Raw genomic sequence first — 22520 nt, 5'->3', positions numbered from 1 at the left:
GTGCCAAAGGGCCGTCCCGGCGATTGGCTGGAATCCGACGCGAAACCTGCGAACGACGGACACGAGGACGGACCATGCACGGCAACCGGCGGTACGAGGACAGCGACACCCCCAGGGTGGTGGTCGGCGTCAGCGGGTCGCTGGGGAGTCTCGCGGCGCTGCACCGGGCCGCCGCCGAGGCCCGCCGCACCGGCGCCGCGCTGGTGCCGGTGCTCGCCTGGGAGCCGCCGGGCGGCGAGCTCGGCTACCGCCGCTCGCCCTGCCCGCCGCTGCTCTCCGCCGCCCGCGCCGCCGCCGACCAGCGGCTGCGCGACGCGCTCGACGCGGCCTTCGCGGGTGCAGACCCCGGGGTGCCGGTGCGTCCGGTGGTCGTCCGCGGCGAGACCGGCGCGGCGCTCGTCCACGTCGCCGACCGGCCCGACGACCTCCTCGTCCTCGGGCACGGCGGTGGCCTGCTGCGCCGCCGCTTCCGTCGCGCCGTCGCGGCGTACTGCCTGCGCGAGGCCGGCTGCCCGGTGCTGGCCGTCCCGACTCCGCCGCTCCAGCGCGAGCTGGAGGCCCTGCACCGGCGCACCCGGTGGCACCTGCCGATCGGTCCTGCTCCTGAACTCGTGGCCATGAAGGGGTAGTTGCCCGTGCGGATGTACTCGGCGCGCCCCGGCGGCCGGCGCTACCGCCCGGTCGTGGACCGGCTGGCGGTGGCGGTCTCCGGCACCGTGGCGCTCGTCGCCGGCGGCGCGCTGGCGCTCGGCCTCGGTGCGCTGGGGGAGCTGCACTCGGGCTGGTTCGCCCTGACCGCGTACGTGGCGCTGAGCGGGCTGACGGGCGTGTTCTCCCGGCCGTCGGCGGCGCCGGTGATCGGGGTGGCGGCCTGGCTGTGCTGCAACGCGTTCGCCGAGCACCGGCACGCCGAGCTGGGCTGGTCCGGGCCGTGGCCGGAGGGCGGCCACTTCGCGCTGTTCACGGCCGCCGCGCTGCTGGTGGCACTGCCGGCCGCCGTGCCGCGGCGGACGGTCCGGGTGGGCAGGGTGAGCGTCCGCCCGCACGTATGAGCGAAGCGGGCCCGCCAAGGTGGCGTCAAGATCGCCGCCCCGGGCGTCAGGGAGTCGTCAGGAACGGCCGGCCGGGCAGTGGGCGCGCCTAGCGTGAGCTGCGCAGAAACGGTTCGGCGCCGGGCTTGCAGGGCCCGTCGGCGGACCGCGCCGACCCCGGGTCCCGGCCGGTTCCTCCGGGACCTTCGGCAGCCGGTGAAAAGCAGGTGAAGGGGGCGCGCGGCGATGCCAACGGGTACGTCGAGCGGTACGGTCGTCGTTCGGACAGCGGAATCGCCCGGGGAGGCGAGGCCCGCCACGGCCGTCCCGCCCGCCGGGCCGCGCGCCCCCCGCCCCTGGAGACCGCGGGCGCCCCGGGCGTGGTCCGCACGCCGAACGTGGTCCACACCCCGCCTGGTCCGCGCCCTCACCGGCACCTGCCTCGCCGGCCTCGCCCTCTCCGGCGTCGTCACCGCCACCGTCCTCGGCGGCGCGCACGACGGCACCGACGCCATCGGGCACCAGGCCGCCCCGCAGGTCGTCCGCTCCGCCGACCTGTACTTCGCGCTCAACGACATGGACGCGCAGGCCGCCAACCTCCTCCTCTACGGCGCCGACCCGGACTTCGCCAAGGCCCGCCGCGAGAGCCTCGACACCTACGACCAGCGCCGCAACCAGGTCGCCACCGACCTCCAGCAGGTCGCCGAGGCCACCGCCGACGACCCGGCCGGGCGCACCGCCGTCCAGACCGTCATCGACGAACTCGGCCGCTACGAGGCCCTCGTCGCCCAGGCCCAGCTTCTCGACGACCAGGCCCACGCTGCCGCCGGACGCCCGCCCGCGGACGCCCTCGCCGCGTACCGCTCCGCGACCGACCTGCTGCGCCAGCGCCTCCTGCCCGCCGCGGACGGCATCACCGCCGCCAACGCCGCCACCGTGGAACGCCGGTTCGCCGCCGAGCGCGGCGACCTCGGCAGCGGCCGCTGGTGGATCGTCGCCGCCGGCGTGCTCACCCTCGCGGCCCTCGCCGGACTGCAGCGGCTGCTGGCCGTCCGGTACCGGCGCGTGCTCAACCTGCCGGTCGCCGCCGCCACCGGGCTCGCCCTCGTCGGGCTGGTGGGCGGCGTCGCCCTGGTGAACCGGGCCGACCGGAACCTCGTCGTCGCCAAGCACGACGCCTACGACTCGGTCATCGCGCTCAGCCGCGCCCGCGCGACCGCCTACGACCTCAACGCCGACGAGAGCCGTTTCCTCAGCGACCCGGGCCGGGCGGCCGCGTACGAGCAGAGCTACTTCGACAAGGCACAGTCCTTCGCCCGCGTCAGCGGCACCAGCCTGGCCGGCTACCCCGCCGCCCTCGCCCCGCTCGCCGACCGCCACCGGGCCGACCACACGAACATCGGCTTCGGCGGCTTCCTCGGCGACGAGCTGCACAACATCACCTTCGCCGGCGAACAGGACGCGGCCGAGCGGGTGCTGGCCACCTTCCAGGACTACCAGCGCGACGACCACAAGATCCGCGACCTCAACACGGCCGGCCGCCTCAAGGAGGCGATCGCCTACGACACCGGCACCGCCCCCGGCGAGTCCAACGCCGACTTCGCCCGCCTGGCCGCCGCCCTCGACGACGTGCAGGCGATCAACCAGAAGGCCATGGACCGGGCCGTCGCGACGACGGACGACGACCTCGACGCGGTGACGGCGATCATCGGCGCGGCCCTGCTCGCCGCCGCCCTGGCGCTCACCGCCATCGGCGTCCGCCCGCGCCTGCGCGAGTACGCCTGAGGGCCGGTCGGCGCGGCGGTGAGCCCGGCGGTGACGGCTGCGGGTGTACCGGTACCGGGTCGGGCTGCTGCGCCTCGGTGTCGGTGACCGCTGCGTCCTGCATGTCCGCGCCTCACGCCTCGCCGAGCGGCACCTCGGGGTCGGCGAGGCGGCCCGGGTCCACCGGGCGGGCGGAGCGGACGAGTTCGCGGACCGGGTCGGTGACGTCCCAGATGTTGACGTTCATCCCGGCGAGCACCCGGCCGTCCGAGAGCCAGAAGGCGAGGAACTCGCGGGTGGCCGCCACGACGACTGGGTGATGATCGAAACGCACCAGCGGTCGCGCCCGCGTTCTCACCGGGACCGCCGGTACGGCGCCGGTGTATCTCACCACACGCCCGGACGCCCTGTACGGCTCGTGGGATCTGCTGGGACTGCGCCGGCATTTCGGGCGCCTGGACCTTCAGGAGATCTCCCGGCGAATCTCGCTGTCGGCGCGCTACACCGACGCGACGTTCTGGGCCGACGTCCACCAGCTCACCGAACGCGCCGAAGCCGGCTATGAGAACGGCAGGTTGTCCATCCGGTTCCCGGAACCGGCCGAACACTCCCGGGCCCGTACCCTCCGCGACGGGATGAATCCGGTCGACACCTTCGACCGGCTGCTGAGCAGCTCGATCGGCAGGACACCGTGGGACGGCACCTCGACGGCCGTACAACTGTCGGGCGGTCTCGACTCCACGAACAGCGCTCTGGCTCTCGGCGCCGACGAACGAGGAGCTGGCGTCGTCGCGGCAGCCCTGATCCTCTCCCGCGCGCAGGGAACGCAGCAGGCCCGCCGGCGCCGGACCGTGATCGACCACATCGACCGCGGATGGGCCGACGTGACCGTGAACGCAGTGGACCACCTCCCGTACGCACCGGACTCGATCTACTCCCACCAGGTTCCCGTGTCCCCTTACGGAGACCTGTACCTTGACGCCGTCGACACCCTTCACGCCCGGCTGGAGCAGCACGGGATTCGGACGGTGTTCACGGGCATCGGAGGTGACGAGTTGATGGCCTTCACGAGCGCGGAGGCCCCGCAGCGTGGGGCGCCCCTCTCGGAGCTGCCGGTGTGGCTCGGAGATGTCGCTCGTGAGGCTCTGCGGGATGTCGACACGGGAATCGCGCCCGCTGCCGTTGTCCCCGAGACGGCGCTCATGGCGAAAGCCGGTGTGGCACCGCCGCTCCTCAAGCGCGGCATGTGGCCGGTGCACCCGCTCACCGAGCCCGCGTTGGTCAGGCTGTGCGAGTGGACACCCAGGGACTGGCGCGAGGACAAGCGGCTCCTCAGGGAATGCATCGCCCGCTGCGGGATGGCGCCGGAGATCGCCCGCCCGCCGATCCCGGAGAACTTCGGCAACATCATGGTCCTCGCCATGAACCGCCACGGGGCGCGTCGCATCAGGCAGCTACTCTCGGAGGGCTCACCCCTGCTCGACGCCGGCCTTCTCGACTCCCTGGCACTGCGCGACGTGGCGGACCGACTCGACTCCGGTACCGCTCAACGTGCGGACCGGGAGGTTGTGTTCGCGCTCCTGGCCGACTCGGCAGTCACAATGCGCTGACCACCTGACAAACCTTCAGATTGGAGACGCCCGTGTACCGAATGCGCGAGGCGACCGGGGCGGACAGCGTGGCCATCGCGGACATGATCCGTGAGCGGTCCCGCTGGCTGTCCGATCGAGGCCTTGGGGAGTGTGAGGACGCCGCCGACGAGTTCGGAGCCCAGGCCGCCGCCCCCGACATCCCAGTGTGGGTCCTGGACCACCGGGAACGCGGCATCGTCGGCTGCACGACGATCCTGCGGGAGAGTGCCCTTCCCTCCTGGGGCTTCACCGACGCGGAACGTGCCGAGTCCAGCCTCTTCCTCACGACCAGCTTCACTCGACCGAACCCCCACCGTCTCGGCCGACTGCTCGCTTGGTGGGCCCTCGACCACGCGGCCGGCCACGGCATCCAGTGGGTGCGTCGGGGCGCGGCGCAGGAAGAGCTGTCGCGCTACTACCAGCGCGACCAGGGCTGTGAGCTGCTGCGCGTGGCCGAACTCCCCGAGGCGAAGGTTCACCTCCTCCAACGTCGGGCTACACACATGCCCAACCTGCCGAACCTCATGTCCGGCTTCGGCCTTTAGCGCCGATCATCTGGCCATTGTTCTTCCGCGTCACTATCGAGGCGCGGGGGAGCGGGCAGCAGAGCCCCCGGAGATGCTTGGCGGTGTCATCCCGGGGGCTCTGTGCTGTTGACCTACGAATCAGATCTGCCGCCGGGTAGGCGTCCTGACCCGATGACCCTGCTTCGTAAGGATTGGCGTGAGTCACCCACGCCGACCTGTGCATGAATAGCCTGGGAATTCGGTGGTTCCTCGATCCTGGCGACCGCGAGCGGCTGTCTCATACCGCTCGATCTGGTACGAATTGTGGTACGGTCACTCGCCGAAGCTAGACACGAGCGGGGCGCGGCGCGGCCGGCCGAACATGCAGACGGCGCAGCGACATCCAAAGGCCACGGGCCGTTCTGTTTCGTCGGGGGCTCTGCGCTCAGCACCGTCGACGCAGGGTGTGACGGTGGCTCCCGCCGTCGGCGTGCAGAGGTTGCCCACCGAGTGCAGGGTCGGGATCATTAGCAGCGTGATCATCCTGTTGGAGCTGGAGCCGTCAGATAACTCCGGGCTCGGGCCGGACGTGGTCGACATCGCCCCGGAGGTCCGCTGGGTGCACGCCGCGCCGGCGGATGCCGACGTCCCCGAAGACCCCGGCCGCGGACGCTGTGCGGGCTCGATACAACGTCGATGCAGCACGAGCCGTACCGTCCATCAGGACCGGGACAGCCGTGGTACCCGCCGCTCCTCCACGACCGACGTTGCCGGGAGTGTGAGGCCGTCCTTCGGAGTTTGTGACCAGGCCCGGTGAGATAGAGAGCCCCCGGCCAACGCTTTGCGGCGTCGCTCCGGGGGCACTGTGCGCTACGGGCGGCTCCGGCCGCTTGGCTCAGCTCAGACGTCGCCGAGGGGGATAGCCGGATCCGTCAGCCGGTCCACATTCACCACCCGCTTCGAGCGGATGAGTTCGCGGATCGGGTCGGTCACGTCCCAGATGTTCATGTTCATCCCCGCCAGAACCCGGCCGTCCTGGAGCCAGAACGCCACGAACTCATTGGCCGCCACGTCACCCCGGAACACCACCTTGTCATACCCGTCGGGCTCGACGTAGCCGACGTACTCCATGCCGAGGTCGTACTGGTCGGTGAAGAAGTACGGCACCCGGTCGTACACCGCGTCCGGGTGCCCGAGCATCGCGCGGGCGGCGGTCTGCGGCTGGTTGACGGCGTTGGCCCAGTGCTCGACGCGGATGTGGCGGCCGAGCAGCGGGTGGTAGGCGTTGGCGACGTCGCCGGCCGCGTACACGTCCGGGGCGGAGGTGCGCAGGTGTTCGTCGGTCTTGATCCCGTTGACGATCTCCAGGCCGGCGGCCTTGGCGAGTGCGATGTCGGGGGCGATGCCGATGCCGACGATCACGGCGTCGGCCGGCACGGTGGTGCCGTCGCCGAGCCGCACGCCCGTCACCGTGCCGCCGGTGCCGGTGAGTTCCTCCAGGCTGACCTCGAACCGCAGGTCGACGCCGTGGTCGCGGTGCAGGTCGGCGAAGACCTGGGCGACCTCGCGGCCGAGCACGCGCAGCAGCGGCAGTTCGGCCGCCTCCAGCACGGTGACCTCGGCGCCCGCCGTCCGGGCCGCGGCCGCCGTCTCCAGCCCGATCCAGCCGGCGCCGATCACCGCGACCCGGGCGCCGGGCCGCAGCGCGGTCCTGATCCGGTCGCTGTCCTCGACCCGGCGCAGGTAGAGCACGCCGTCCTGGTCGGCGCCGGGCACCGGCAGGCGGCGCGGCACCGAGCCGGTGGTGAGCAGCAGCTTCCCGTACTCGATCCGCCCGTCGTCGGTGAGGGTCACGGTGTGCGCGGCGGGGTCGATCGAGGCGACGGCGGTGCCGAGGCGCAGCGTGACATCGTGCTCGGCGTACCACTGCGGCGGGTGGACGTAGATCTTCTCGCGGGGCGTCTTACCGAGCAGGTAGCCCTTGGAGAGCGGAGGCCGCTCGTACGGGCGCTCGTGCTCGTCGCCGATCAGGACGATGCCGCCCTCGTACCCGGCCTCGCGCAGCGCCTCCGCGGCCTTCGCGCCGCCGAGCGACGCGCCGACGATGACGATCGGTGGTTCCCGCTCAGGGTCGGTTCCCATGCTGAACTCCTCGCTCTCCGGCCGGAATCAGGGGCCAGCCTGCCGGTGCGGCGGCGGGGTGTCGAGACCGCGGCGGGCGCGCCGCCCGCGGCTCCCCCGTTCGGGTGAAGCCGGGCGTCCGGGTGGAACCGGGCGTCAGCCGGTCGTCGCGTCGCGGACCAGCGCGGTGTCCGTGAACTGCTCGAAGCGCACGATCCGTCCGCCGCGCACGACGAAGTGGTGGGCCACCCGGGCCGCGAGCGGCTTTCCGGTGGTCTTGTGCACGGCCGTGTAGCGGCCCAGGACCACGACGTCCTCGCCGTCCACGACGTAGGTGTCGTCGTGCGCCGTCCAGTTCTGCCACTCGGCGGCGAGGCGTTCCATGACGTTGCTGGTGACGCCCTTCGGGGCGCGGTAGGTGCCGGCGAGCGGGAAGCCGGCCATCTCGGTCCACTCGACGTCGTCGGCCAGGGTGGCGCGCAGGGCGGTGAGGTCGCCGCGGGCGGAGGCCAGGTACTGGCGGCGGACGACGTCGGCGGGCGCGGCGGACTCGTTGAACGCGGCGGTGTCGCGCGGGATTTCGATCATCGCGGCTCAGCCCGAGGTCATCTCGCCCATGGCGACCTTGGTCCCGAGGTCGACCGCCATCAGCAGGCCGAGGCCGGGGAAGCGGCGCTTCAGCGCCTCCTTGGCGGCGGCGGCGTCCGGCGCCCGGTCGATCTCGGTCTCGAACGCGCGCAGGTAGTCGCGGGTGTGGAACACCGAGGTGAGGTTGGTGGGCGAGCCCGCGGTGCGGTGGCCGGCCGCGACGAACTGCGGCTCCAGCGCCTCGATGCCGTCCAACAGGTCGATCCAGGCGGCCCGTTGCCCGGGCGTCGGGGTGTCGGCCGTCCACACGTGCAGGCCCTCGAAGAGCAGCACGCCGCCGAGGATCGCGTGGTGGTGGTGCTGCCACAGGTAGTGCCGGTCGGGCAGGTGGAAGTCGGCGCCGCGCAGCTCGAACCGGTGACCCTCGAAGACGATTTCGTCGTTGTGGAGCGGCTCGGGCCGCACCAGCCGGGTGGGCAGTTCGGGGCCGAGGCGCGCCCAGGCGCGGAGCTTGGCCTCGTACGTGTCCTGGATGTGCTGGACGGTGGACGCGGTGGCGAGGAACCGGGCCTCGGGGAAGGCGTCCTGGACCTCCTGCGCGCCGAAGTAGAAGTCCGGGTCGCCGTGGCTGACGAACACCGTGGTGAGCCGCTTGCCGGTGGCCCGGATCCGCTCGGCGAGCCGGCGGCCGTCGGAGCGGGTGAAGCCGGCGTCCACCAGCAGGGCGTCGTTCGGGCCGGTGACCAGGACGGAGGTCTTGTTGAGGGAGCTGTCCGGGCTGTCGATGACCTCGAAGTCCAGTGCACTCATGTTCCGTGAGTCCTTCCTCGCGGGCCGGGCAGGCGTCGCTGCCCAGCATCGGCCGGGCGGCGCCCGCCCGCATCCGGAAGGAGGGGGTCACCGGGTCCAGAGCGTGAGGTCGCTGCTGGTGGCCACCGCCAGGGTCCGGCCGGAGGGGGAGAAGCCGGCCGCGCGGAAGGTGGACCAGGACGCGTTGAAGACGTACCACCAGCCGTTGCCGTGCCCGGCGTCCCACGGGCCGTGCGTGAGCAGCACCCGGTGGTTCGGCCACTCCGGCGAGATCACTTCCAGACCCCAGTGGTCGGCGGCGCGGTTGTGCAGGCCGCCGCCCCACATCCCGGCCACCGGGATCCGGACGTCGGCGACCGGGCCGAGGCCGGGGCAGGAGAGGTCGGGGCCGTCCGGGTCCTCCTCGGGGTCGTAGTCGCGCTCCAGCTTCTCACCGGTGACGGCGTCGAACAGGCCGTGCCCGGTGACGCTCACGGTCAGCACCAGGTCGTGGCCGCTGCCCGGGTCGGTGGCGAAGCCGATGCCCTGCAGTCCGCCGACCGCGATCACGCCCCGGCCGACGGGCCGCCAGGGCTCCGGCGGGGCGGTCACCTCGGCGGAGGTGACCTGGTCGTGGAGCCGCTGCTGGAACGGGGTCAGTGCCATGCGGATGATCATCCCACCGCCGTCGGCGTCACTCGGCCGGCCCCAGCCGCAGCACCGCCACCGCCCCCGCCAGCGTGCCGACGGCCAGCGTCGGCCACAGCACCCCGGGCCCGGCCGCCAGCAGCGCCGTCAGCACCGCCGGCGCCGCCGCCCGGCCCACGCCCGTCGACAGCTCCCAGCGGGCCAGGGCCCGCCCCAGCAGGTGCGGCGGCGCGACGGCCGTCACCAGGGCCGTGCCCGAGCCGGTGTAGAGGATCTCGCCGAGGGTGAACAGCACCGCGACCACCGCGATCCCCGCCGCGCCCGGCGTGCCGCCCAGCGAGCCGGCCGCCCAGAAGCCCACGAACGACAGCGAGAGGGCCACCCCGGCGGCCGCCATCACCACGCGCCGGGGCCGGTGCGCGAGGCGCAGCACCAGGGCCAGCTGGAGCGCGATCACCATCACCGTGTTGCCCACGAACACCCCCGAGGACCACGCGGGGGAGGCGTGCAGGTGCAGCACCAGCAGCGCGGGCAGGGCCACCTCCAGAATGTCGAAGCAGAAGGCGTACGGCAGGTTGGCGAGGCTGAGCAGGGTGATCCGCCGCATCGGCGCCGGCTCGCCCGGGGCGGTGGCCTCCGCCCGGTCCGGGACCGGAGGAGCCGTCACCCGCAGCGAGTGGACCAGGACGGCGGCGCCGAGGCACGCCACGCCCGTCACACCCGCGAGCAGTCGGATCGCACCCCCGCCGCCGGTCACCGCCAGCGTGGCCAGCAACGCGCCCGCGCCCAGCCCGGCGTTGCGCAGCGAACGCCCGGCGGCCAGCGCGGCGTCCCGCAGCCGCCCCTCGGTCAGCGTGCTCACCACCGCCGCGTGGGTGGCGGGCCAGGACTGGCTGCCCACCCCGATCAGCACGGCCGCCGCCGTGAACCCGGGCAGGCCGCCGGCCACCAGCAGCGCGAGGGAGCCCACCGCCCGCACCGCGAGCGTCGCCGCGGCCGGCCGGGTCCGCGCGCCCCGGTCGATCCACCGGCCGGTCAGCGGCACCACCAGCAGGCCCACGACCATCCCGACGGTCATCGCGAGGCCGGCCGGGCCGGCGCCCAGGCGCAGCACCTCGATCCCGTACAGCAGCAGGAACGGGCGCAGCAGGCCGGTGCCCACCGCGTCCACCAGCAGGGCGGTGGCGTAGCGCGGCCCGCCGGCGGCGGTCAGCAGGCTGAGCAGCGCGGACGGGCCCCGGCGGCTCGTGCCGATCGGCAACGCGGGCGGCTCGCCGGTCCGGGCGGCGGCGTGGTCGTGGACGGACTTCTCCTGGATCAGGCTCATGGCCGACACCGTGCGCCCCGCCCCGCAGCCGGGGCACGTCGATTGACGGTTCGCGTCAATCGACGACAGCACGCATCGGCGCAGGTGGCAGGATCGGGGCCGTGAGAGAGCGAAGCGAGCGAACCATCAAGAGGTGCGCGTGGGCGAATGCCCCTGCCGAGCGCAGCGAGGCGGGCGCATGAGCTTGATCATCGACATCACTGGACTGCCCGACGAGCGGCTCGTCTTCACCCCGTCCCCGCTCGCCGAGCTGAACGCGATGCTGCACGTCCTCGCCGAGCCCGGGCACCACCCCGCGCTGCACGGCTGGGCCTCCAGCACGGCCGCGACGATCCCGCCCGAGCTGTCCGAGCGGCTGCTGGAGGCCGACTTCCTCTGGCGCTCCTCCCGCGCGGACTTCCTCGTGCCCGGCCTGCCCGGCGCCACCCTCGCCGAGGAACTCGACGCCGTCGACCGGATCGACGACGAGCTGTACGTCGCCTCCGCGCTCATCACCACGTGCGGTTCCTCCCGGCTCACCCGGCGGATGGGCTCCCCGCTCACCGACCCCGCCGCCAACGAGCGCGCCCGCGAGCTCGCCCTCGCCCGCGGCCCCCGCCAGGCCGCGTTCGCCGACCGGTTGCTCGCCGACCCGCCCGCCGTCCGCGCCCTGGTCCGGCGGATGCTGGAGGACTGTCAGGACGCGTTCTTCGCCGACGCCTGGCAGCGCGTCCTGCCCGACCTCGCCGCCGACGCCCGGCACAAGGGCGACCTGCTGCGCCTGCGCGGCGCCGGCGAGGCCCTCGCGGCGGTCTCCCCTTCCGTCGCGCTGGAGCAGGCCGGCGGGCGGCGCCGGATCGTCATCGACAAGCTCCAGGACAGCGCCACCACCGGCACCGGGGGAGTCACCTTCATCCCGACCGCCTTCGGCCGCCCCCACCTGCTCGTCGTGCACGCCCCGGGCTGGCGGCCGGTCCTCCAGTACCCCGTCGCCGAGGCCGGGCTGCCCGAACCCGTCTCGCTGGCCCTCGTCCAGCAGCGGCTGGAGGCGCTCGCCCACCCCATCCGGCTGCGCCTGGCCCGCACCATCGCCCGCGGCCCGCACACCACCGGCGAGCTCGCCGCCGCCTGGCAGCTCACCGCCCCCGAGGTCTCCCGCCACCTCGCCGTGCTGCGCAAGGCCGGACTGCTGATCACCCGTCGACGCGGGCGGTACATGCTGTACGAGCTGGACCTGGCCGGCAGCGCCCGCCTCGGCTCCGACCTGCTGGAAGCGGTGCTGCGGTGAGCGAGCGATGGGGGTGCCCGCCCCCGGCCTGGCGGCCGGGAGGTGCCCCCAGGCCGGAGGCTGAGGGAGAGGTGGGCGCATGGGCGGGAACAGCCGTGAAGCGGAAGGCGTTCGTCCCGGCATGACCAACGACGCACCCGCCGCCGCGCCCGAGATCCTCCGCTACGCCGCCTTCGCCACCCGCCCCGAGGGCGGCAACCCGGCCGGCGTGGTCCCCGACGCCACCGGGCTGTCCGCCGAGCGGATGCTCGCCATCGCCGCCGAGGTCGGCTACTCGGAGACCGCCTTCCTCACCCCGGGCACCGCCGAAGGCGCCTACGACGTCCGGTACTTCAGCCCGCTCGCCGAGGTGCCGTTCTGCGGGCACGCGACCGTCGCCTCCGCCGTCGCCCTCGCCGAACGCACCGGCCCCGGGCGGTTCGTCTTCACCACCCAGGCTGGGGAGGTCCCGGTCGAGGTGGACGCGGACGCCGACGGCGTGCTGCGCGCCACCCTCACCAGCGTCGAGCCGAAGGTCGAGGAGGTCACCGAGGCGGACGTCGCCGAGGCGCTCGCCCTCCTCGGCTGGGCCGCCGCCGACCTCGACCCGGCCCTGCCGCCCCGCGTCGCCTACGCCGGCGCCCGCCACCTCGTGCTCGCCGCCGCCACCCGCGACCGCCTGGCCCGCCTCGACTACGACTTCGAAGGCCTCGCCGCCTACATGACGGCGCGTGACCTGATCACCCTCCAACTCGTCTGGCGGGAGAGCGAGCACGTCTTCCACGTTCGCGACCCGTTCCCCGTCGGCGGCGTCGTCGAGGACCCGGCCACCGGCGCGGCCGCCGCCGCGTTCGGCGCCTACCTGCGCGAGCGGGGCGCCGTCGAGGCCCCGGCCGTCCTGACCCTCCACCAGGGCGCCGACCTCGGCCGCCCGGGCCTCCTCCTCGTCGGGCTGCGCGAGGGCGACGCCCGCGTCCGCGTTCGCGGCACCGCGGTGGCGATCCCGTAACGACAGGGCAGCGGTGCTCCCCGTCAGGGCCGCGGTCCTGACGGGGAGCACCGTCCTACTCGTACCGCAGCGCGCTCGGCCGCATCAGGCGCAGCAGTTGCGGCAGCCCGAGCGCGGTCGTGAGGAGGACGGCGCCCGCGGCGATCGCGGTCATGGCCAGCATCGCGCTCCAGTCGAGGGCGAACGCGAGCCCGGCCGTGTACTGCAGCACGGCGCCCGTCGCCAGACCGCCGGCCGTGGCCAGTAGCACGCCGAGGGCCATCGGGACCAGCGTCTGCCACAGCACCGACAGGCCCAGGATCCTGCGCCGGGTGCCGACGGCGTTCAGCACGCCGAGGATGCGGCGCTGCTCGCGGAAGCGCTCCAACTGGCCGACCAGCAGGCTGAGCGCGACCAGCAGCACCGTCACCGCGGAGCCCGCCGTGAGCAGGCGCTTGACGGCGAGGTAGGTCGGGTCGAGCACGCGGTCGAGCGGGAACTCGGCCCGCGCCTGCGGGTCGATCGCCATGACGTTGCTCGTCAACTGCTCCTTGGCGTCCGGCAGTCCGGGCGTCATCGACACCAGGACGGTCGCGGGCTGGCCGCGCAGCGCGTCGGCGGGCGCGGCGCCGGGGGTGAGGAGCAGCAGGCCGTTGCCCAGCCGCCCGTGGGGGTCGCCGCCCTCGATGCCGTCGACGGTGGCCGTCACGGCGGGCAGTCGCCAGGCGGCCGGTTGGCCCGAGGCGCGGAAGAAGGCGGCATGGACGGTCGTCCCGGGCTGGACACCGCCCGGCTGCGCTCCTCGCTGCTTGACGACGAACGCGTCGCCGTCCTTGCAGTCGGGCAGGTTCGCGAAGTCGCGCAGCACCGCGCAGCCGGCGATCCGCACCGCCGGCATCTCCCAGGACTTGCCGGTGGCGGTCTCCAGGGAGAACTCCGTGTAGGCCGCGGTCGCCGCGACCCCGGGCGTGTGGGCGAGCCGCTCCGCCAGGCCGTCGGCCCGGGGCGCACCGCCGGGGAAGGTCACCGACTGCTGGTACGGCCCGACCGCCGGGCGCGGGCGCGGTCGGCCCTCGTAGCTCGCGCTGACGCCGAGGAAGAGCGTCTGGAGCGCGATCGCCCCGGCGATGGCCACCACGATGCCGCTGACCGCGGCCGACGCGGGGCCGGCGCCCAACTGCAGGCGGCGGACCGCCAGTTGCCAGGACACCCCGCCACCGCCCGCGCGCCGGGTGACGGCCTCCACCAGCCAGGGCAGCAGCGTGCAGACGCCAATCAGCATCAGCAGCACGCCGAACGCGACCAGCAGTGAACCGCGGGTGTCCTGCACCGAGTTGAGGACGCCGGTGCGCGGCATCCCGCTCGGGTCGTACTGCGTGGGCAGCACGAGCGCGAACACCGTCACCGCCAGCCCGGCCAGCGGCAGCATCAGCCGCCACCCGATCCGCCGCCGGCCCGGGCCGGTGCGGCGGACCACGCCGAGCGGGTCGACGACGACCCGGCGCAGGGCGGCCAGCGTGACGCCGACGGCCAGCAGCGGCACGGCGACGGCGATCGCGGCGGCGACCGCCGGGTGCGGGGCGACGTCCTGCGGGTAGAAGCTGAAGCCCGCGAGCCTGATCCGCCCGATCAGCTGCCGTCCGACCACGAACAGGACCGCGCCCGCGGCCAGTCCGAGCACGGCGCCGGCCAGCGACTCCCCGGCGGCGATCCGGGCGGCCGTCCGGCGGTCCGCGCCGCCCAGGCGCAGCGCGGCGAGCCTGCGGTCGCGCCGCTCGCCGCCGAAGCGCGCGGCGGCGGCGAGGAAGACACCGACCGGGGCGAGCATCACCATGAGGCCGACGGCGTTGAGCAGGATCAGCTTGGGGTCCATCGGCTTGGGCGGCGAGAAGTGCCCGTACTCGTCGACCCGGACGGCCCCGGTGTCCACCGCGAGCCCGTCGCCGCCGAGCACGTAGCCGGCCTGGCCGGGGCCGAGCAGTCCGGCCGGGCCGATGGTGCCGACGACGCGGTAGGGCAGCCGGTCGCGCAGGAGTTGGTTGGCCGGGTCCTTGAGCAGGTCGGCCAGGGCGGGGGAGACCACCATGTGTCCCGGGGCGGGGTAGGCGGCCAAGCCCGGCGGGAGCGGCGGGTGCGCGCCCTCGGGCTGGACGACCCGGCCGCGGATCGGCGTGCCGCGGAAGGTGGTGTCGGCGGCGGCGACGAGGACGGTCCGGTCGCCGGGGGCGGGGAGGTCCTCGTCGACGAAGGTGTCGTTCTGCGTGTACAGGCGGTCGTTGCGGTGCTGGACGATGCCGGGGAAGGACGCGGTGAACAGCAGCAGTGCCACCCCGAGGCCGACGCCGCACGCGGTGAGCAGCAGCCGGCCCCAGCCGTCCCGCCCGCCGTTCACCGCCAGGCGCACGCCGAGGCCGAGCTGGTCGAGGAACGGCGAGCGGACGTTCTCCGCGGTCCGGCTCATATCGCTGCGCTCCCTCATGCGCCCACCCCGCTCCGCTCGGCGGGGGCATTCGCCCACGCGCACCTTCCGTCGATGAGCTCGCTGCGCTCGCTCATATCGCCGCCGCCAGGTCACGGGTGCGGCCGTCGCGCACGACGATCTCGCGGTCGGCGTACGCGGCGACCCGGACCTCGTGGGTGACGAGGACGACGGCGGCGCCGGACTCCCGGGCGGCGCGGGTGAGGAGCTTCATCACCCGCTCGCCGTTGAGGGAGTCGAGCGCGCCGGTCGGCTCGTCCGCGAAGATCGCCTTCGGCCCGGTGATCAGCGCCCGCGCCGCGCCCACGCGCTGCCCCTGGCCGCCGGAGACCTCGCCGGGGCGCTTGGCGGCGGCGTCCGCCACCTCCAGGCGCTCCAGCCACTCGGCGGCCCGCGCCTCGGCGGCCTTGCGGCGCATCCCGTTGAGGCGCAGCGGCAGCGCGACGTTCTCCAGGCAGGAGAGCTCCGGGACGAGCTGGCCGAACTGGAACAGGAATCCGAACTCGGTGCGCCGCAGCGCGGAGAGCTCGGCGTCCGAGCAGCCGGTGAGGTCGCGTCCCCGGTAGGTGATGGTGCCGCCGTCGGGGCGGGTGATCCCGGCGAGGCAGTGCAGCAGTGTGGACTTGCCCGAGCCCGACGGGCCCATCACGGCGACGAGTTCGCCGGCCGCGACGGTGAGTGAGGCGCCGTCCAGGGCGGTGGTGAGCCCGAAGGCCTTGTGCAGGTCCCGGGCGACGAGCAGGGGTGCGGGGGCGGTCATCGCTGGGACTCCGTGATCCGGGCGGCGAGTTCGTCGAGGCGGGTGGCGGTGAGTTCGAGCCAGCGCAGGTCGGCCTCCAGGTGGAACAGCGCGTGGTCGCAGATCAGCTCGTCGGCCAGGTCGCCGTCGAGCTTGCGGCGGGTCAGCTCGCGCATGGCCTTGAGGTGTTCGGAGCGCTGGAGGTCGAGGATGTCGGCGGCGGAGCGGCCGGTCAGCAGGGCGAGCACGACCTTGTGGTACAGCGTGCTCTGCAGGTACGGCTGCGGGCTCTCCGGGTGGCCGAGCCAGTCGGCGAGGTCCGTGACGCCCGCCTCGGTGATCGCGTACTTCTTCCGGTCCGGCCCGCCGCCCGCCTCGACGCCCTCCACGACGACGAGCCCGTTCTTCAGCAGTCGCGACAGCGTCGCGTACACCTGCCCGTAGTGCAGGGCGCGGTCGCGCCCGAAGTGTTCGTCGTAGAGCCGTTTGATGTCGTATCCGTGGCGGGGCTGGTCTTCCAGCAGGCCGAGGAGCATCTGACCGAGTGACATGCCGGGAACTATACACACCATGTATACAGGGGGGTGAATAGTGCCGGGGAGGGCTCGACCGGCGGGTCGGGGCTAGAATGCGCGCGACATCGCCCGGATCTCCGGGCCCTGCTCCATGGGGGAATTGATGAATGGTCAGTGGCGGGAGCTCGGCGCGCCGGGCGGGATCGAGGCGTACGTCCACCGCCCGGAGGGCGAGGTGCGCGGCGCGGTGGTGGTCTGCCCCGAGCTGTACGGGGTCAACGCCTTCGCCCGTGGTGTCTGCGCGGATCTGGCGGCCCTCGGGTACGTGGCGCTCGCGCCCGACTTCTACTGGCGCAGCCGCCGGCGCACCGAACTCGGCTACAGCGCCGAGGAGCGCGAGGAGGGCCTGGTGCTGATGCGCGGCCTGGACCGCGACCAGCTCGTCGCCGACGCCGCCGAGGCGCTCGCCGCGGCTCGTGGGTGGGCCGACGGGCACGGGGTGGCGTTCGTGGGCACGAGCATGGGCGGCCACATCGCGGTGCGCGCGGCCACCGAGCTGCGCTTCGAGCTGGCCGCCGTGTTCTACCCGGGCTGGCTGCTCAACTCGAGCTTCCCGCTGGTCGGTCCGGTGCCCCCGCTGGAGACGGCCGAGCGCATCGCCGCCAACGGCGTGTACCTGCTGGGCTTCTGTGGCGAGCTGGACCACATCCTCCCGCTGCAGGAGTGGCGGGAGGCCGAGCGGAAGCTGACCGAGGCCAAGGTCGCCCACGAGCTGGTCACCTACCCCGGCGCCCGCCACGGCTTCGTCGCCGACCGCCCGGCGGACCACGACCCCGATGCCACCGCCGACGCCTGGCGCCGCGTGCACGCGGCGCTGGCCGAACGGCTGTAGGGCCGGTCCCGGCCTCGGAGGCGTGCGCCTGTGGACAGCCGCGCCTGACCGAGCGGCCGCTCATCGATCACAGGTGGAGGCTGCGGTGCTGCCCCGGCGAGGCGGGCAGCACCGCAGGAGGGCCTGCTGCGGCAGGGCGCTCACTCCGCCGGGGCGATCCGGTACCCGCCGCGCGCCGAGTGCAGCGTCAGCGCCTCGACCGGGCAGAAGTCGACCGCCTCGCTCAGCCCGGCCGTCAACTCCGCGCCGCCCGCGCCGTATCCGGCCACCGGCTCGGCCAGCCCGTCGGCCCCGAGCGCCAGCGACTCGGGCGCGCTGAGGGCGCACATCCCGGAGCCGATGCAGCGGTCTCGGTCCACCCGCACGACCACGGCGTCCGCCCCCGGACCGGCCGTCACCAGGCCACCTGCAGCGTGTTCGGACTGCGGGTCAGCAGCCCGCGCCGCCAGTCGATGGACCCGGCCGGCTCGGTGAGCCGCAGCGAGGGCAGCCGACGGGCCAGGCGGTGCAGGGCGAGTTCGAGCTCCATCCGGGCCAGCCACGCGCCCAGGCAGTGGTGCGGCCCGGCGCCGAAGGTGTACATCGGCGCGGCGAGCGGGGAGAACAGCTCGGTCAGCAGGTCCCCGGTGAAGACCTCCGGGTCCATGTTGGCCGCGTTGGTGTCGGCGGCGACGACGCTGCCGGCCGGGATCACCACCCCGCCGATCTCGACCTCCTCGACGGTGCGCCGCAGCAGGCCGGGGAAGTAGTCGGTGTCCCCGAGCGGGACGGCCCGCAGCAACTGCTCGGTCGCGGCGGCGGCGCTGGCCTCGTCGGCGGCCAGCTGCTGCCAGGCGTCGCGCCCGTCTCCCAGGAGGTAGACCAGTGCGTTGCCGAGGGTCGTCATGGTGGTCTCGTGCCCGGCCACGACGAGCCCGATCACGAGCGTGACCAACTGCCCCTCGGTGATCGAGCCGTCCTCGGCGGCGGCCGCGAGCAGGCTGCTGACCAGGTCCTCGCCGGGGTCGGTGCGCCGCTCGGTGATCACGGCGGCGCCGAACTCGGCGAACTCGCCCATCGCGGTGACGATCGCCGCGGCGCTGTGGGCGGTGGTGGAGAGCGCGTGGTCGCTCCAGTGCGCGAGCCGCTTGCTGTCCAGGTTGTCGAGCCCCATCAGTCGGCTGATCACCGCGACTGGCAGCGGACGGGTGTAGGCGGCGACGATGTCGGCGGGGGATCCGTGGTCGATCAGCTCGTCGATCAGCCCCTCGATCACCGAGGCCACCCAGGGCCGCCAGCGCGCGATGGCGCGCGGCGTGAACGCCCGTTGCACGGTGCGGCGAAGCCGCTGGTGCTCGGTGCCGTCGATGTTCAGCATGCTGTTCGGATCGTCCAGCAGGTTGGGTGCGTTGGTGAGCGGCGGCGCGTCCGGCGCGTACAGCGGGGCGCGGCCGAGCCGCGGGTCGGTGAGCACCTGCCGCACGTCGGCGTGGCGGCTGACCAGCCAGACCGGGGTGCCGGTGGGCAGCGCGGCGAGCCGGGGCGGACCGCCCTCGACGTGGCGCGGGCAGTGCAGCGGAGTGAGCGGGGCGGTGCCGGTGCCGGCGCCGGTCGCACTGTTCTCGGTGGACATCCGTACTCCAGACTCCAGGGCGGTGGGCCGCGCGGGCGGCCCTGCGGGGGGTGGAACCGGGGAGGTGCGGGGGACGGGTGGGACGGGCCGGCGGACGGCTCGGCTCTGGCCGGCGGGACCGGGGTCGAATGGCTCGAACCGGGTCGGACGGGACCGGGGTCACATGGCTGGGACCGGTCGACGGGTGGGACCGGGTCGGACGGGTCGGGCGCGTCGAACGTGTCGGATGTGCTGAGCGTGGTCGCATGGACCGTTTCTGCTATGACCGTACGTGGGCGGCGGTCCGCACGTCTGCGGTACTTCCGGCCAACGGCGATGCATTCCGGGCACTTCGGTGCGCGCGGACAGGCGCCCGGCGTCGTCCGTGCGCTCCCCGGTCGGGCTGCACCGGGACGACCACGGGATGTGCCGCCGTCATATGCCCTGGGCAGGGCGGACGGTGATCCGGATCACCGGGCCCGTTCTCCGGGCGGGCGCGGGCGTGGACGATACGCTTCGTGGGCAAGTGGTTGGACGCAGGTCACGCCGGGTGCGACGGCGCCCCGGCCGACGGAGGTGGAGACGGATGGCCCAGCAGGTCAAGGCAGTCATCGCACGCGCCAAGGGCGCGCCCGTGGAGGTGACCACGATCGTCGTGCCGGACCCGGGCCCGGGCGAGGCGGTCGTCCGGATCCAGGCCTGCGGCGTGTGCCACACGGACCTCCACTACCGTGAGGGCGGGATCAACGACGAGTTCCCGTTCCTGCTCGGCCACGAGGCCGCGGGCGTGGTCGAGTCGGTCGGCGAGGGCGTCACCGAGGTCGCCCCGGGCGACTTCGTCGTCCTCAACTGGCGGGCGGTGTGCGGCCAGTGCCGCGCGTGCCGGCGCGGCCGCCCGCAGTACTGCTTCAACACCCACAACGCCAAGCAGAAGATGACCCTGCTGGACGGCACCGAGCTGTCCCCGGCGCTCGGCATCGGCGCGTTCGCCGAGAAGACCCTCGTCGCGGCCGGCCAGTGCACCAAGGTCGACCCGGCCGCCGAGCCGGCCGTCGCGGGCCTGCTGGGCTGCGGCGTGATGGCGGGCATCGGCGCCGCGATCAACACCGGCGGCGTCGGCCGGGGCGACTCCGTCGCCGTGATCGGCTGCGGCGGCGTCGGCGGCGCGGCGGTCCTGGGCTCCCGCCTGGCGGGCGCGGCGCGGATCATCGCCGTCGACATCGACGACCGCAAGCTGGAGAAGGCCCGCGCGCTCGGCGCCACCCACACCGTCAACTCCCGCACCACGGACCCGGTCGAGGCCATCCGCGAGATCACCGGCGGCCACGGCGCGGACGTCGTCGTCGAGGCGGTCGGCCGCCCCGAGACGTACCGGCAGGCCTTCTACGCGCGCGACCTCGCCGGCACCGTCGTCCTGGTCGGCGTGCCCACCCCGGAGATGACGCTGGAGCTCCCGCTGCTCGACGTCTTCGGCCGCGGCGGCGCCCTCAAGTCCTCGTGGTACGGCGACTGCCTGCCCTCGCGGGACTTCCCGATGCTGATCGACCTCTACCTCCAGGGTCGCCTGGACCTCGGCGCGTTCGTCACCGAGACCATCGAACTCGACGCGGTGGAGCAGGCGTTCGAGCGCATGCACCAGGGCGACGTGCTCCGCTCGGTGGTCGTGCTGTGAGCGGGCGGAGCGAGCTCGTCATCGACCGTCTCGTGACGGCGGGGACGTTCGAACTCGACGGCGGCAGCTGGGAGGTGGAGAACAACGTCTGGATCGTGGGCGACGACGCCGAGGCGGTGGTGATCGACGCCGCGCACGACGCCGACGCGATCGAGGCCGCGCTCGGCGGGCGCCGACTGGTGGCGATCGTCTCCACCCACGCCCACAACGACCACATCGACGCGGCCCCCGCACTCGCCGAGCGCACCGGCGCGCCGATCCTGCTGCACCCGGACGACCTCCCGCTGTGGAAGCTCACCCACCCCGAGCGCCTCCCGGACGGCGAACTCGCCGACGGGCAGCGCATCGAGGTGGCCGGCACCGCGCTGACCGTCCTGCACACCCCCGGCCACGCGCCGGGCGCGGTCTGCCTGTACGCGCCGGACCTCGGCACCGTCTTCACCGGCGACACCCTCTTCCAGGGCGGGCCGGGCGCGACGGGCCGGTCGTTCTCGCACTTCCCGACGATCATCGACTCCATCCGGGACCGGCTCCTCACCCTCCCGCCCGAGACGGTGGTCCGCACCGGCCACGGTGACCCGACCACGATCGGCGCCGAGGCCCCGGCCCTGCCGGAGTGGATCGCCCGCGGGCACTGACGTCCGCGGCCCCCGGGGTCGGTGACCGTACCCCGGGGGCCGTACGATCGCGGCCATGTCCCACGATCCCCTCCACCTCGACGACGCCTTCCTCGCCTTCTGGCGCGAGCGCCACATCTCCACCCTGACCACCCGGCGCCCCGACGGCTCGCCGCACGTCGTGCCGGTCGGCGTCACGTACGACCCGAAGACGGGCATCGCGCGGGTGATCACCAGCCGCGCCAGCCGCAAGGCGCGCAACGTCGCCGCCGCCGGCGCCGAGGGCCAACGCGTCGCCGTCTGCCAGGTCGACCGCGCCCGCTGGTCCACCCTGGAAGGCGTCGCGGTCGTGCGCGACGAGCCCGAGGAGGTCGCCGACGCCGAGCGCCGCTACGCCGAGCGCTACCGCGAGCCGCGGGTGAACCCGGACCGCGTCGTCATCGAGATCACCGTGGACCGCGTCCTCGGCCGGGCCTGAGCCCCGACCTCACCGCGACCTCACTCCGCCAGGACCGGGGCGATCCGCCGCAGCACGCCGGGCCAGCCCTGGCCCATGCCCTGGTGCGCCTGGCGTCCCATCGGGGTGTCGAGGTCGAAGCCCGCGTGCTCCAGCAGCAGACGCGTCCCGCGCCCCTCGGGCACGAGGCGCCACGTCACGGTGGTGTCCAGCGTGCCCGCGGCGAAGCTGTAGCTCAGCAGCCGCTCCGGCTCGACCGCGACCACCTCGCACGGCTGCTGCCCCCACGGCCCCATGTCGAGCGTGAACCGGTGCCCCACCACCGCCTTGACGTCCCCCGCCGCCCACCACCGGGCGTGCAGTTCCGGATCCGTCAACGCCTGCCACACCCGCGCCGGCGGGTGCGGCAGGAACTCGTCACCGTTGATGACGGCCTTCTCGGTCATGAATTCTCCTCATCCAGGAGCTCGCGCAGCGAACGCATCCGCGCCCGCCAGTACCGCTCGAACGGGTGGAGCCACTCCTCGACCTCGGCGAGAGGCCCGGGCTCCAGGTGGTAGTACCGATGCCGCCCGCGAGGCTCCTCCCGCACCAGCCGGGCACTCTTGAGCACCGCCAGGTGCTCGGAGACCGCCGGCCTGCTGAGCTCGAAGTCACCCGCCAGCTCGCCGGCCGCCCGGGGCCCACTCCGGAGGCTCTCCAACAGCTTCCGCCGTACGGGATTGGCCAGCGCGCTGAAGACATCGACTTCCGCCATGCCTCCACCATGCGTCGGAGTCTCCCGACGTGTCAACTTTTCCCGACATGTGGCCTGCTTCGGACGGGTTCGGGGCGAGTGCGCAGTAGTGGCGGTCGTGCAGGCGGAAGAGCCCGCATCGGCGATGACCTCGACCTCGCCGGGGTCCACCCCTAGGGCAAT

The 22520-nt window shown here is 73.9% G+C and carries 23 protein-coding genes and 1 pseudogene; 11 read left to right on the top strand and 13 right to left on the bottom strand.

Annotated elements, in window-relative coordinates; translation table 11 throughout:
- Window positions 1-74 precede the first annotated feature (74 nt).
- The 3 genes from ACWCXH_RS27305 to ACWCXH_RS27295 all read left to right on the top strand — a co-directional run bounded on the left by ACWCXH_RS27305 (window position 75) and on the right by ACWCXH_RS27295 (window position 2816).
- Window positions 75-629, top strand: coding sequence for a universal stress protein (locus tag ACWCXH_RS27305; protein WP_449804121.1), 555 nt, complete (start codon window positions 75-77; stop codon window positions 627-629).
- 6 nt (window positions 630-635) lie between these two features.
- Window positions 636-1052 carry a hypothetical protein gene (locus tag ACWCXH_RS27300; protein WP_449804120.1) on the top strand — a complete coding sequence of 139 codons (417 nt, stop codon included), beginning with the start codon at window positions 636-638 and terminating at the stop codon, window positions 1050-1052.
- 225 nt (window positions 1053-1277) lie between these two features.
- Window positions 1278-2816 (top strand): hypothetical protein, encoded by a 1539-nt coding sequence (locus ACWCXH_RS27295; protein ID WP_449804119.1) that lies wholly within the window; start codon window positions 1278-1280, stop codon window positions 2814-2816.
- A 112-nt stretch (window positions 2817-2928) separates the two neighbouring features.
- On the opposite strand, the pseudogene ACWCXH_RS27290 reads toward ACWCXH_RS27295, so the two are convergent.
- Window positions 2929-3090 (bottom strand): annotated as a pseudogene (locus tag ACWCXH_RS27290) (oxidoreductase C-terminal domain-containing protein); the annotation flags it as partial.
- A gap of 340 nt (window positions 3091-3430) precedes the next feature.
- Between ACWCXH_RS27290 and ACWCXH_RS27285 the strand changes: the two are divergent.
- Window positions 3431-4405, top strand: coding sequence for an asparagine synthase-related protein (locus tag ACWCXH_RS27285; protein WP_449804118.1), 975 nt, complete (start codon window positions 3431-3433; stop codon window positions 4403-4405).
- 41 nt (window positions 4406-4446) lie between these two features.
- Window positions 4447-4971: a GNAT family N-acetyltransferase gene (locus ACWCXH_RS27280; RefSeq protein WP_449804117.1), complete on the top strand. Its 525-nt coding sequence runs from the start codon at window positions 4447-4449 to the stop codon at window positions 4969-4971.
- A gap of 861 nt (window positions 4972-5832) precedes the next feature.
- On the opposite strand, the gene ACWCXH_RS27275 is transcribed toward ACWCXH_RS27280, so the two are convergent.
- The 5 genes from ACWCXH_RS27275 to ACWCXH_RS27255 all read right to left on the bottom strand — a co-directional run bounded on the left by ACWCXH_RS27275 (window position 5833) and on the right by ACWCXH_RS27255 (window position 10405).
- A complete protein-coding gene (locus ACWCXH_RS27275; RefSeq protein WP_449804116.1) occupies window positions 5833-7074 on the bottom strand; it encodes an NAD(P)/FAD-dependent oxidoreductase in 1242 nt (413 codons plus the stop codon).
- A gap of 135 nt (window positions 7075-7209) precedes the next feature.
- Window positions 7210-7641, bottom strand: coding sequence for a nuclear transport factor 2 family protein (locus ACWCXH_RS27270; RefSeq protein WP_449804115.1), 432 nt, complete (start codon window positions 7639-7641; stop codon window positions 7210-7212).
- A gap of 6 nt (window positions 7642-7647) precedes the next feature.
- A complete protein-coding gene (locus tag ACWCXH_RS27265; protein WP_449804114.1) occupies window positions 7648-8451 on the bottom strand; it encodes an MBL fold metallo-hydrolase in 804 nt (267 codons plus the stop codon).
- Between the two features lie 87 nt (window positions 8452-8538).
- The gene (locus ACWCXH_RS27260; protein ID WP_449804113.1) at window positions 8539-9096 is read right to left on the bottom strand and encodes a hypothetical protein; all 558 of its coding nucleotides are present in this window, start codon (window positions 9094-9096) and stop codon (window positions 8539-8541) included.
- A gap of 28 nt (window positions 9097-9124) precedes the next feature.
- Complete coding sequence (locus tag ACWCXH_RS27255) at window positions 9125-10405, bottom strand: MFS transporter (protein ID WP_449804112.1); 1281 nt, start codon at window positions 10403-10405, stop codon at window positions 9125-9127.
- A 178-nt stretch (window positions 10406-10583) separates the two neighbouring features.
- Here ACWCXH_RS27255 and ACWCXH_RS27250 point away from each other — a divergent pair, with 178 nt between their 5' ends.
- Both ACWCXH_RS27250 and ACWCXH_RS27245 read left to right on the top strand, forming a co-directional pair.
- Window positions 10584-11672, top strand: coding sequence for a DUF5937 family protein (locus tag ACWCXH_RS27250; RefSeq protein ID WP_449804111.1), 1089 nt, complete (start codon window positions 10584-10586; stop codon window positions 11670-11672).
- A gap of 121 nt (window positions 11673-11793) precedes the next feature.
- Complete coding sequence (locus tag ACWCXH_RS27245; RefSeq protein ID WP_449804110.1) at window positions 11794-12660, top strand: PhzF family phenazine biosynthesis protein; 867 nt, start codon at window positions 11794-11796, stop codon at window positions 12658-12660.
- A 55-nt stretch (window positions 12661-12715) separates the two neighbouring features.
- On the opposite strand, the gene ACWCXH_RS27240 is transcribed toward ACWCXH_RS27245, so the two are convergent.
- The 3 genes from ACWCXH_RS27240 to ACWCXH_RS27230 all read right to left on the bottom strand — a co-directional run bounded on the left by ACWCXH_RS27240 (window position 12716) and on the right by ACWCXH_RS27230 (window position 16408).
- A complete protein-coding gene (locus ACWCXH_RS27240; protein ID WP_449804109.1) occupies window positions 12716-15100 on the bottom strand; it encodes an FtsX-like permease family protein in 2385 nt (794 codons plus the stop codon).
- 91 nt (window positions 15101-15191) lie between these two features.
- Window positions 15192-15878: an ABC transporter ATP-binding protein gene (locus ACWCXH_RS27235; protein WP_449804108.1), complete on the bottom strand. Its 687-nt coding sequence runs from the start codon at window positions 15876-15878 to the stop codon at window positions 15192-15194.
- Entirely contained in the window at window positions 15875-16408 is a 534-nt protein-coding gene (locus ACWCXH_RS27230; protein WP_449804107.1) for a PadR family transcriptional regulator, read from the bottom strand. Before ACWCXH_RS27230 ends, ACWCXH_RS27235 begins: the two co-directional genes overlap by 4 nt.
- 127 nt (window positions 16409-16535) lie before the next feature.
- Between ACWCXH_RS27230 and ACWCXH_RS27225 the strand changes: the two genes are divergently transcribed.
- The gene (locus tag ACWCXH_RS27225) at window positions 16536-17264 is read left to right on the top strand and encodes a dienelactone hydrolase family protein (RefSeq protein ID WP_449804106.1); all 729 of its coding nucleotides are present in this window, start codon (window positions 16536-16538) and stop codon (window positions 17262-17264) included.
- A 140-nt stretch (window positions 17265-17404) separates the two neighbouring features.
- Here the strand turns inward: ACWCXH_RS27225 and ACWCXH_RS27220 are convergent, their stop codons facing one another.
- Window positions 17405-17662, bottom strand: a complete 258-nt coding sequence (locus tag ACWCXH_RS27220; protein WP_449804105.1) for a ferredoxin — start codon at window positions 17660-17662, stop codon at window positions 17405-17407.
- On the bottom strand, window positions 17659-18876 hold the full coding sequence (locus ACWCXH_RS27215; protein WP_449804104.1) for a cytochrome P450: 1218 nt from the start codon (window positions 18874-18876) through the stop codon (window positions 17659-17661). The genes ACWCXH_RS27220 and ACWCXH_RS27215 overlap by 4 nt, the downstream gene beginning before the upstream one ends.
- A 565-nt stretch (window positions 18877-19441) precedes the next feature.
- Here ACWCXH_RS27215 and ACWCXH_RS27210 point away from each other — a divergent pair.
- From ACWCXH_RS27210 to ACWCXH_RS27200, 3 genes are read left to right on the top strand one after another with little or no spacing between them, the layout of a single operon-like run.
- Window positions 19442-20527, top strand: a complete 1086-nt coding sequence (locus tag ACWCXH_RS27210; protein ID WP_449804103.1) for an S-(hydroxymethyl)mycothiol dehydrogenase — start codon at window positions 19442-19444, stop codon at window positions 20525-20527.
- Window positions 20524-21165: an MBL fold metallo-hydrolase gene (locus ACWCXH_RS27205; RefSeq protein ID WP_449804102.1), complete on the top strand. Its 642-nt coding sequence runs from the start codon at window positions 20524-20526 to the stop codon at window positions 21163-21165. The genes ACWCXH_RS27210 and ACWCXH_RS27205 overlap by 4 nt, the downstream gene beginning before the upstream one ends.
- Before the next feature lie 55 nt (window positions 21166-21220).
- Complete coding sequence (locus ACWCXH_RS27200; protein ID WP_449804101.1) at window positions 21221-21622, top strand: PPOX class F420-dependent oxidoreductase; 402 nt, start codon at window positions 21221-21223, stop codon at window positions 21620-21622.
- 20 nt (window positions 21623-21642) lie between these two features.
- Here ACWCXH_RS27200 and ACWCXH_RS27195 read toward each other — a convergent pair whose 3' ends face one another.
- Together ACWCXH_RS27195 and ACWCXH_RS27190 are read right to left on the bottom strand one after the other, a co-directional pair.
- Window positions 21643-22047 (bottom strand): SRPBCC family protein, encoded by a 405-nt coding sequence (locus ACWCXH_RS27195; RefSeq protein WP_449804100.1) that lies wholly within the window; start codon window positions 22045-22047, stop codon window positions 21643-21645.
- Window positions 22044-22358, bottom strand: a complete 315-nt coding sequence (locus ACWCXH_RS27190; protein WP_449804099.1) for an ArsR/SmtB family transcription factor — start codon at window positions 22356-22358, stop codon at window positions 22044-22046. The genes ACWCXH_RS27195 and ACWCXH_RS27190 overlap by 4 nt, the downstream gene beginning before the upstream one ends.
- Window positions 22359-22520 lie beyond the last annotated feature (162 nt).

It is taken from the genome of Kitasatospora sp. NPDC001660 (assembly GCF_053596725.1).
Note: the sequence above shows the minus strand (reverse complement) of the source record. Positions and strands in the feature narration are given on the sequence as shown.

Coding starts and splice junctions, on each gene's coding strand:
- ACWCXH_RS27230 (WP_449804107.1), bottom strand. CDS start 16,408: ATGTCACTCGGTCAGATGCTCCTCGGCCTGCTGGAAGACCAGCCCCGC.
- ACWCXH_RS27285 (WP_449804118.1), top strand. CDS start 3,431: ATGAATCCGGTCGACACCTTCGACCGGCTGCTGAGCAGCTCGATCGGC.
- ACWCXH_RS27215 (WP_449804104.1), bottom strand. CDS start 18,876: ATGTCCACCGAGAACAGTGCGACCGGCGCCGGCACCGGCACCGCCCCG.
- ACWCXH_RS27245 (WP_449804110.1), top strand. CDS start 11,794: ATGACCAACGACGCACCCGCCGCCGCGCCCGAGATCCTCCGCTACGCC.
- ACWCXH_RS27255 (WP_449804112.1), bottom strand. CDS start 10,405: ATGAGCCTGATCCAGGAGAAGTCCGTCCACGACCACGCCGCCGCCCGG.
- ACWCXH_RS27195 (WP_449804100.1), bottom strand. CDS start 22,047: ATGACCGAGAAGGCCGTCATCAACGGTGACGAGTTCCTGCCGCACCCG.
- ACWCXH_RS27240 (WP_449804109.1), bottom strand. CDS start 15,100: ATGAGCCGGACCGCGGAGAACGTCCGCTCGCCGTTCCTCGACCAGCTC.
- ACWCXH_RS27200 (WP_449804101.1), top strand. CDS start 21,221: ATGTCCCACGATCCCCTCCACCTCGACGACGCCTTCCTCGCCTTCTGG.
- ACWCXH_RS27190 (WP_449804099.1), bottom strand. CDS start 22,358: ATGGCGGAAGTCGATGTCTTCAGCGCGCTGGCCAATCCCGTACGGCGG.
- ACWCXH_RS27210 (WP_449804103.1), top strand. CDS start 19,442: ATGGCCCAGCAGGTCAAGGCAGTCATCGCACGCGCCAAGGGCGCGCCC.
- ACWCXH_RS27270 (WP_449804115.1), bottom strand. CDS start 7,641: ATGATCGAAATCCCGCGCGACACCGCCGCGTTCAACGAGTCCGCCGCG.
- ACWCXH_RS27305 (WP_449804121.1), top strand. CDS start 75: ATGCACGGCAACCGGCGGTACGAGGACAGCGACACCCCCAGGGTGGTG.
- ACWCXH_RS27225 (WP_449804106.1), top strand. CDS start 16,536: ATGAATGGTCAGTGGCGGGAGCTCGGCGCGCCGGGCGGGATCGAGGCG.
- ACWCXH_RS27295 (WP_449804119.1), top strand. CDS start 1,278: ATGCCAACGGGTACGTCGAGCGGTACGGTCGTCGTTCGGACAGCGGAA.
- ACWCXH_RS27235 (WP_449804108.1), bottom strand. CDS start 15,878: ATGACCGCCCCCGCACCCCTGCTCGTCGCCCGGGACCTGCACAAGGCC.
- ACWCXH_RS27260 (WP_449804113.1), bottom strand. CDS start 9,096: ATGGCACTGACCCCGTTCCAGCAGCGGCTCCACGACCAGGTCACCTCC.
- ACWCXH_RS27275 (WP_449804116.1), bottom strand. CDS start 7,074: ATGGGAACCGACCCTGAGCGGGAACCACCGATCGTCATCGTCGGCGCG.
- ACWCXH_RS27280 (WP_449804117.1), top strand. CDS start 4,447: ATGCGCGAGGCGACCGGGGCGGACAGCGTGGCCATCGCGGACATGATC.
- ACWCXH_RS27265 (WP_449804114.1), bottom strand. CDS start 8,451: ATGAGTGCACTGGACTTCGAGGTCATCGACAGCCCGGACAGCTCCCTC.
- ACWCXH_RS27250 (WP_449804111.1), top strand. CDS start 10,584: ATGAGCTTGATCATCGACATCACTGGACTGCCCGACGAGCGGCTCGTC.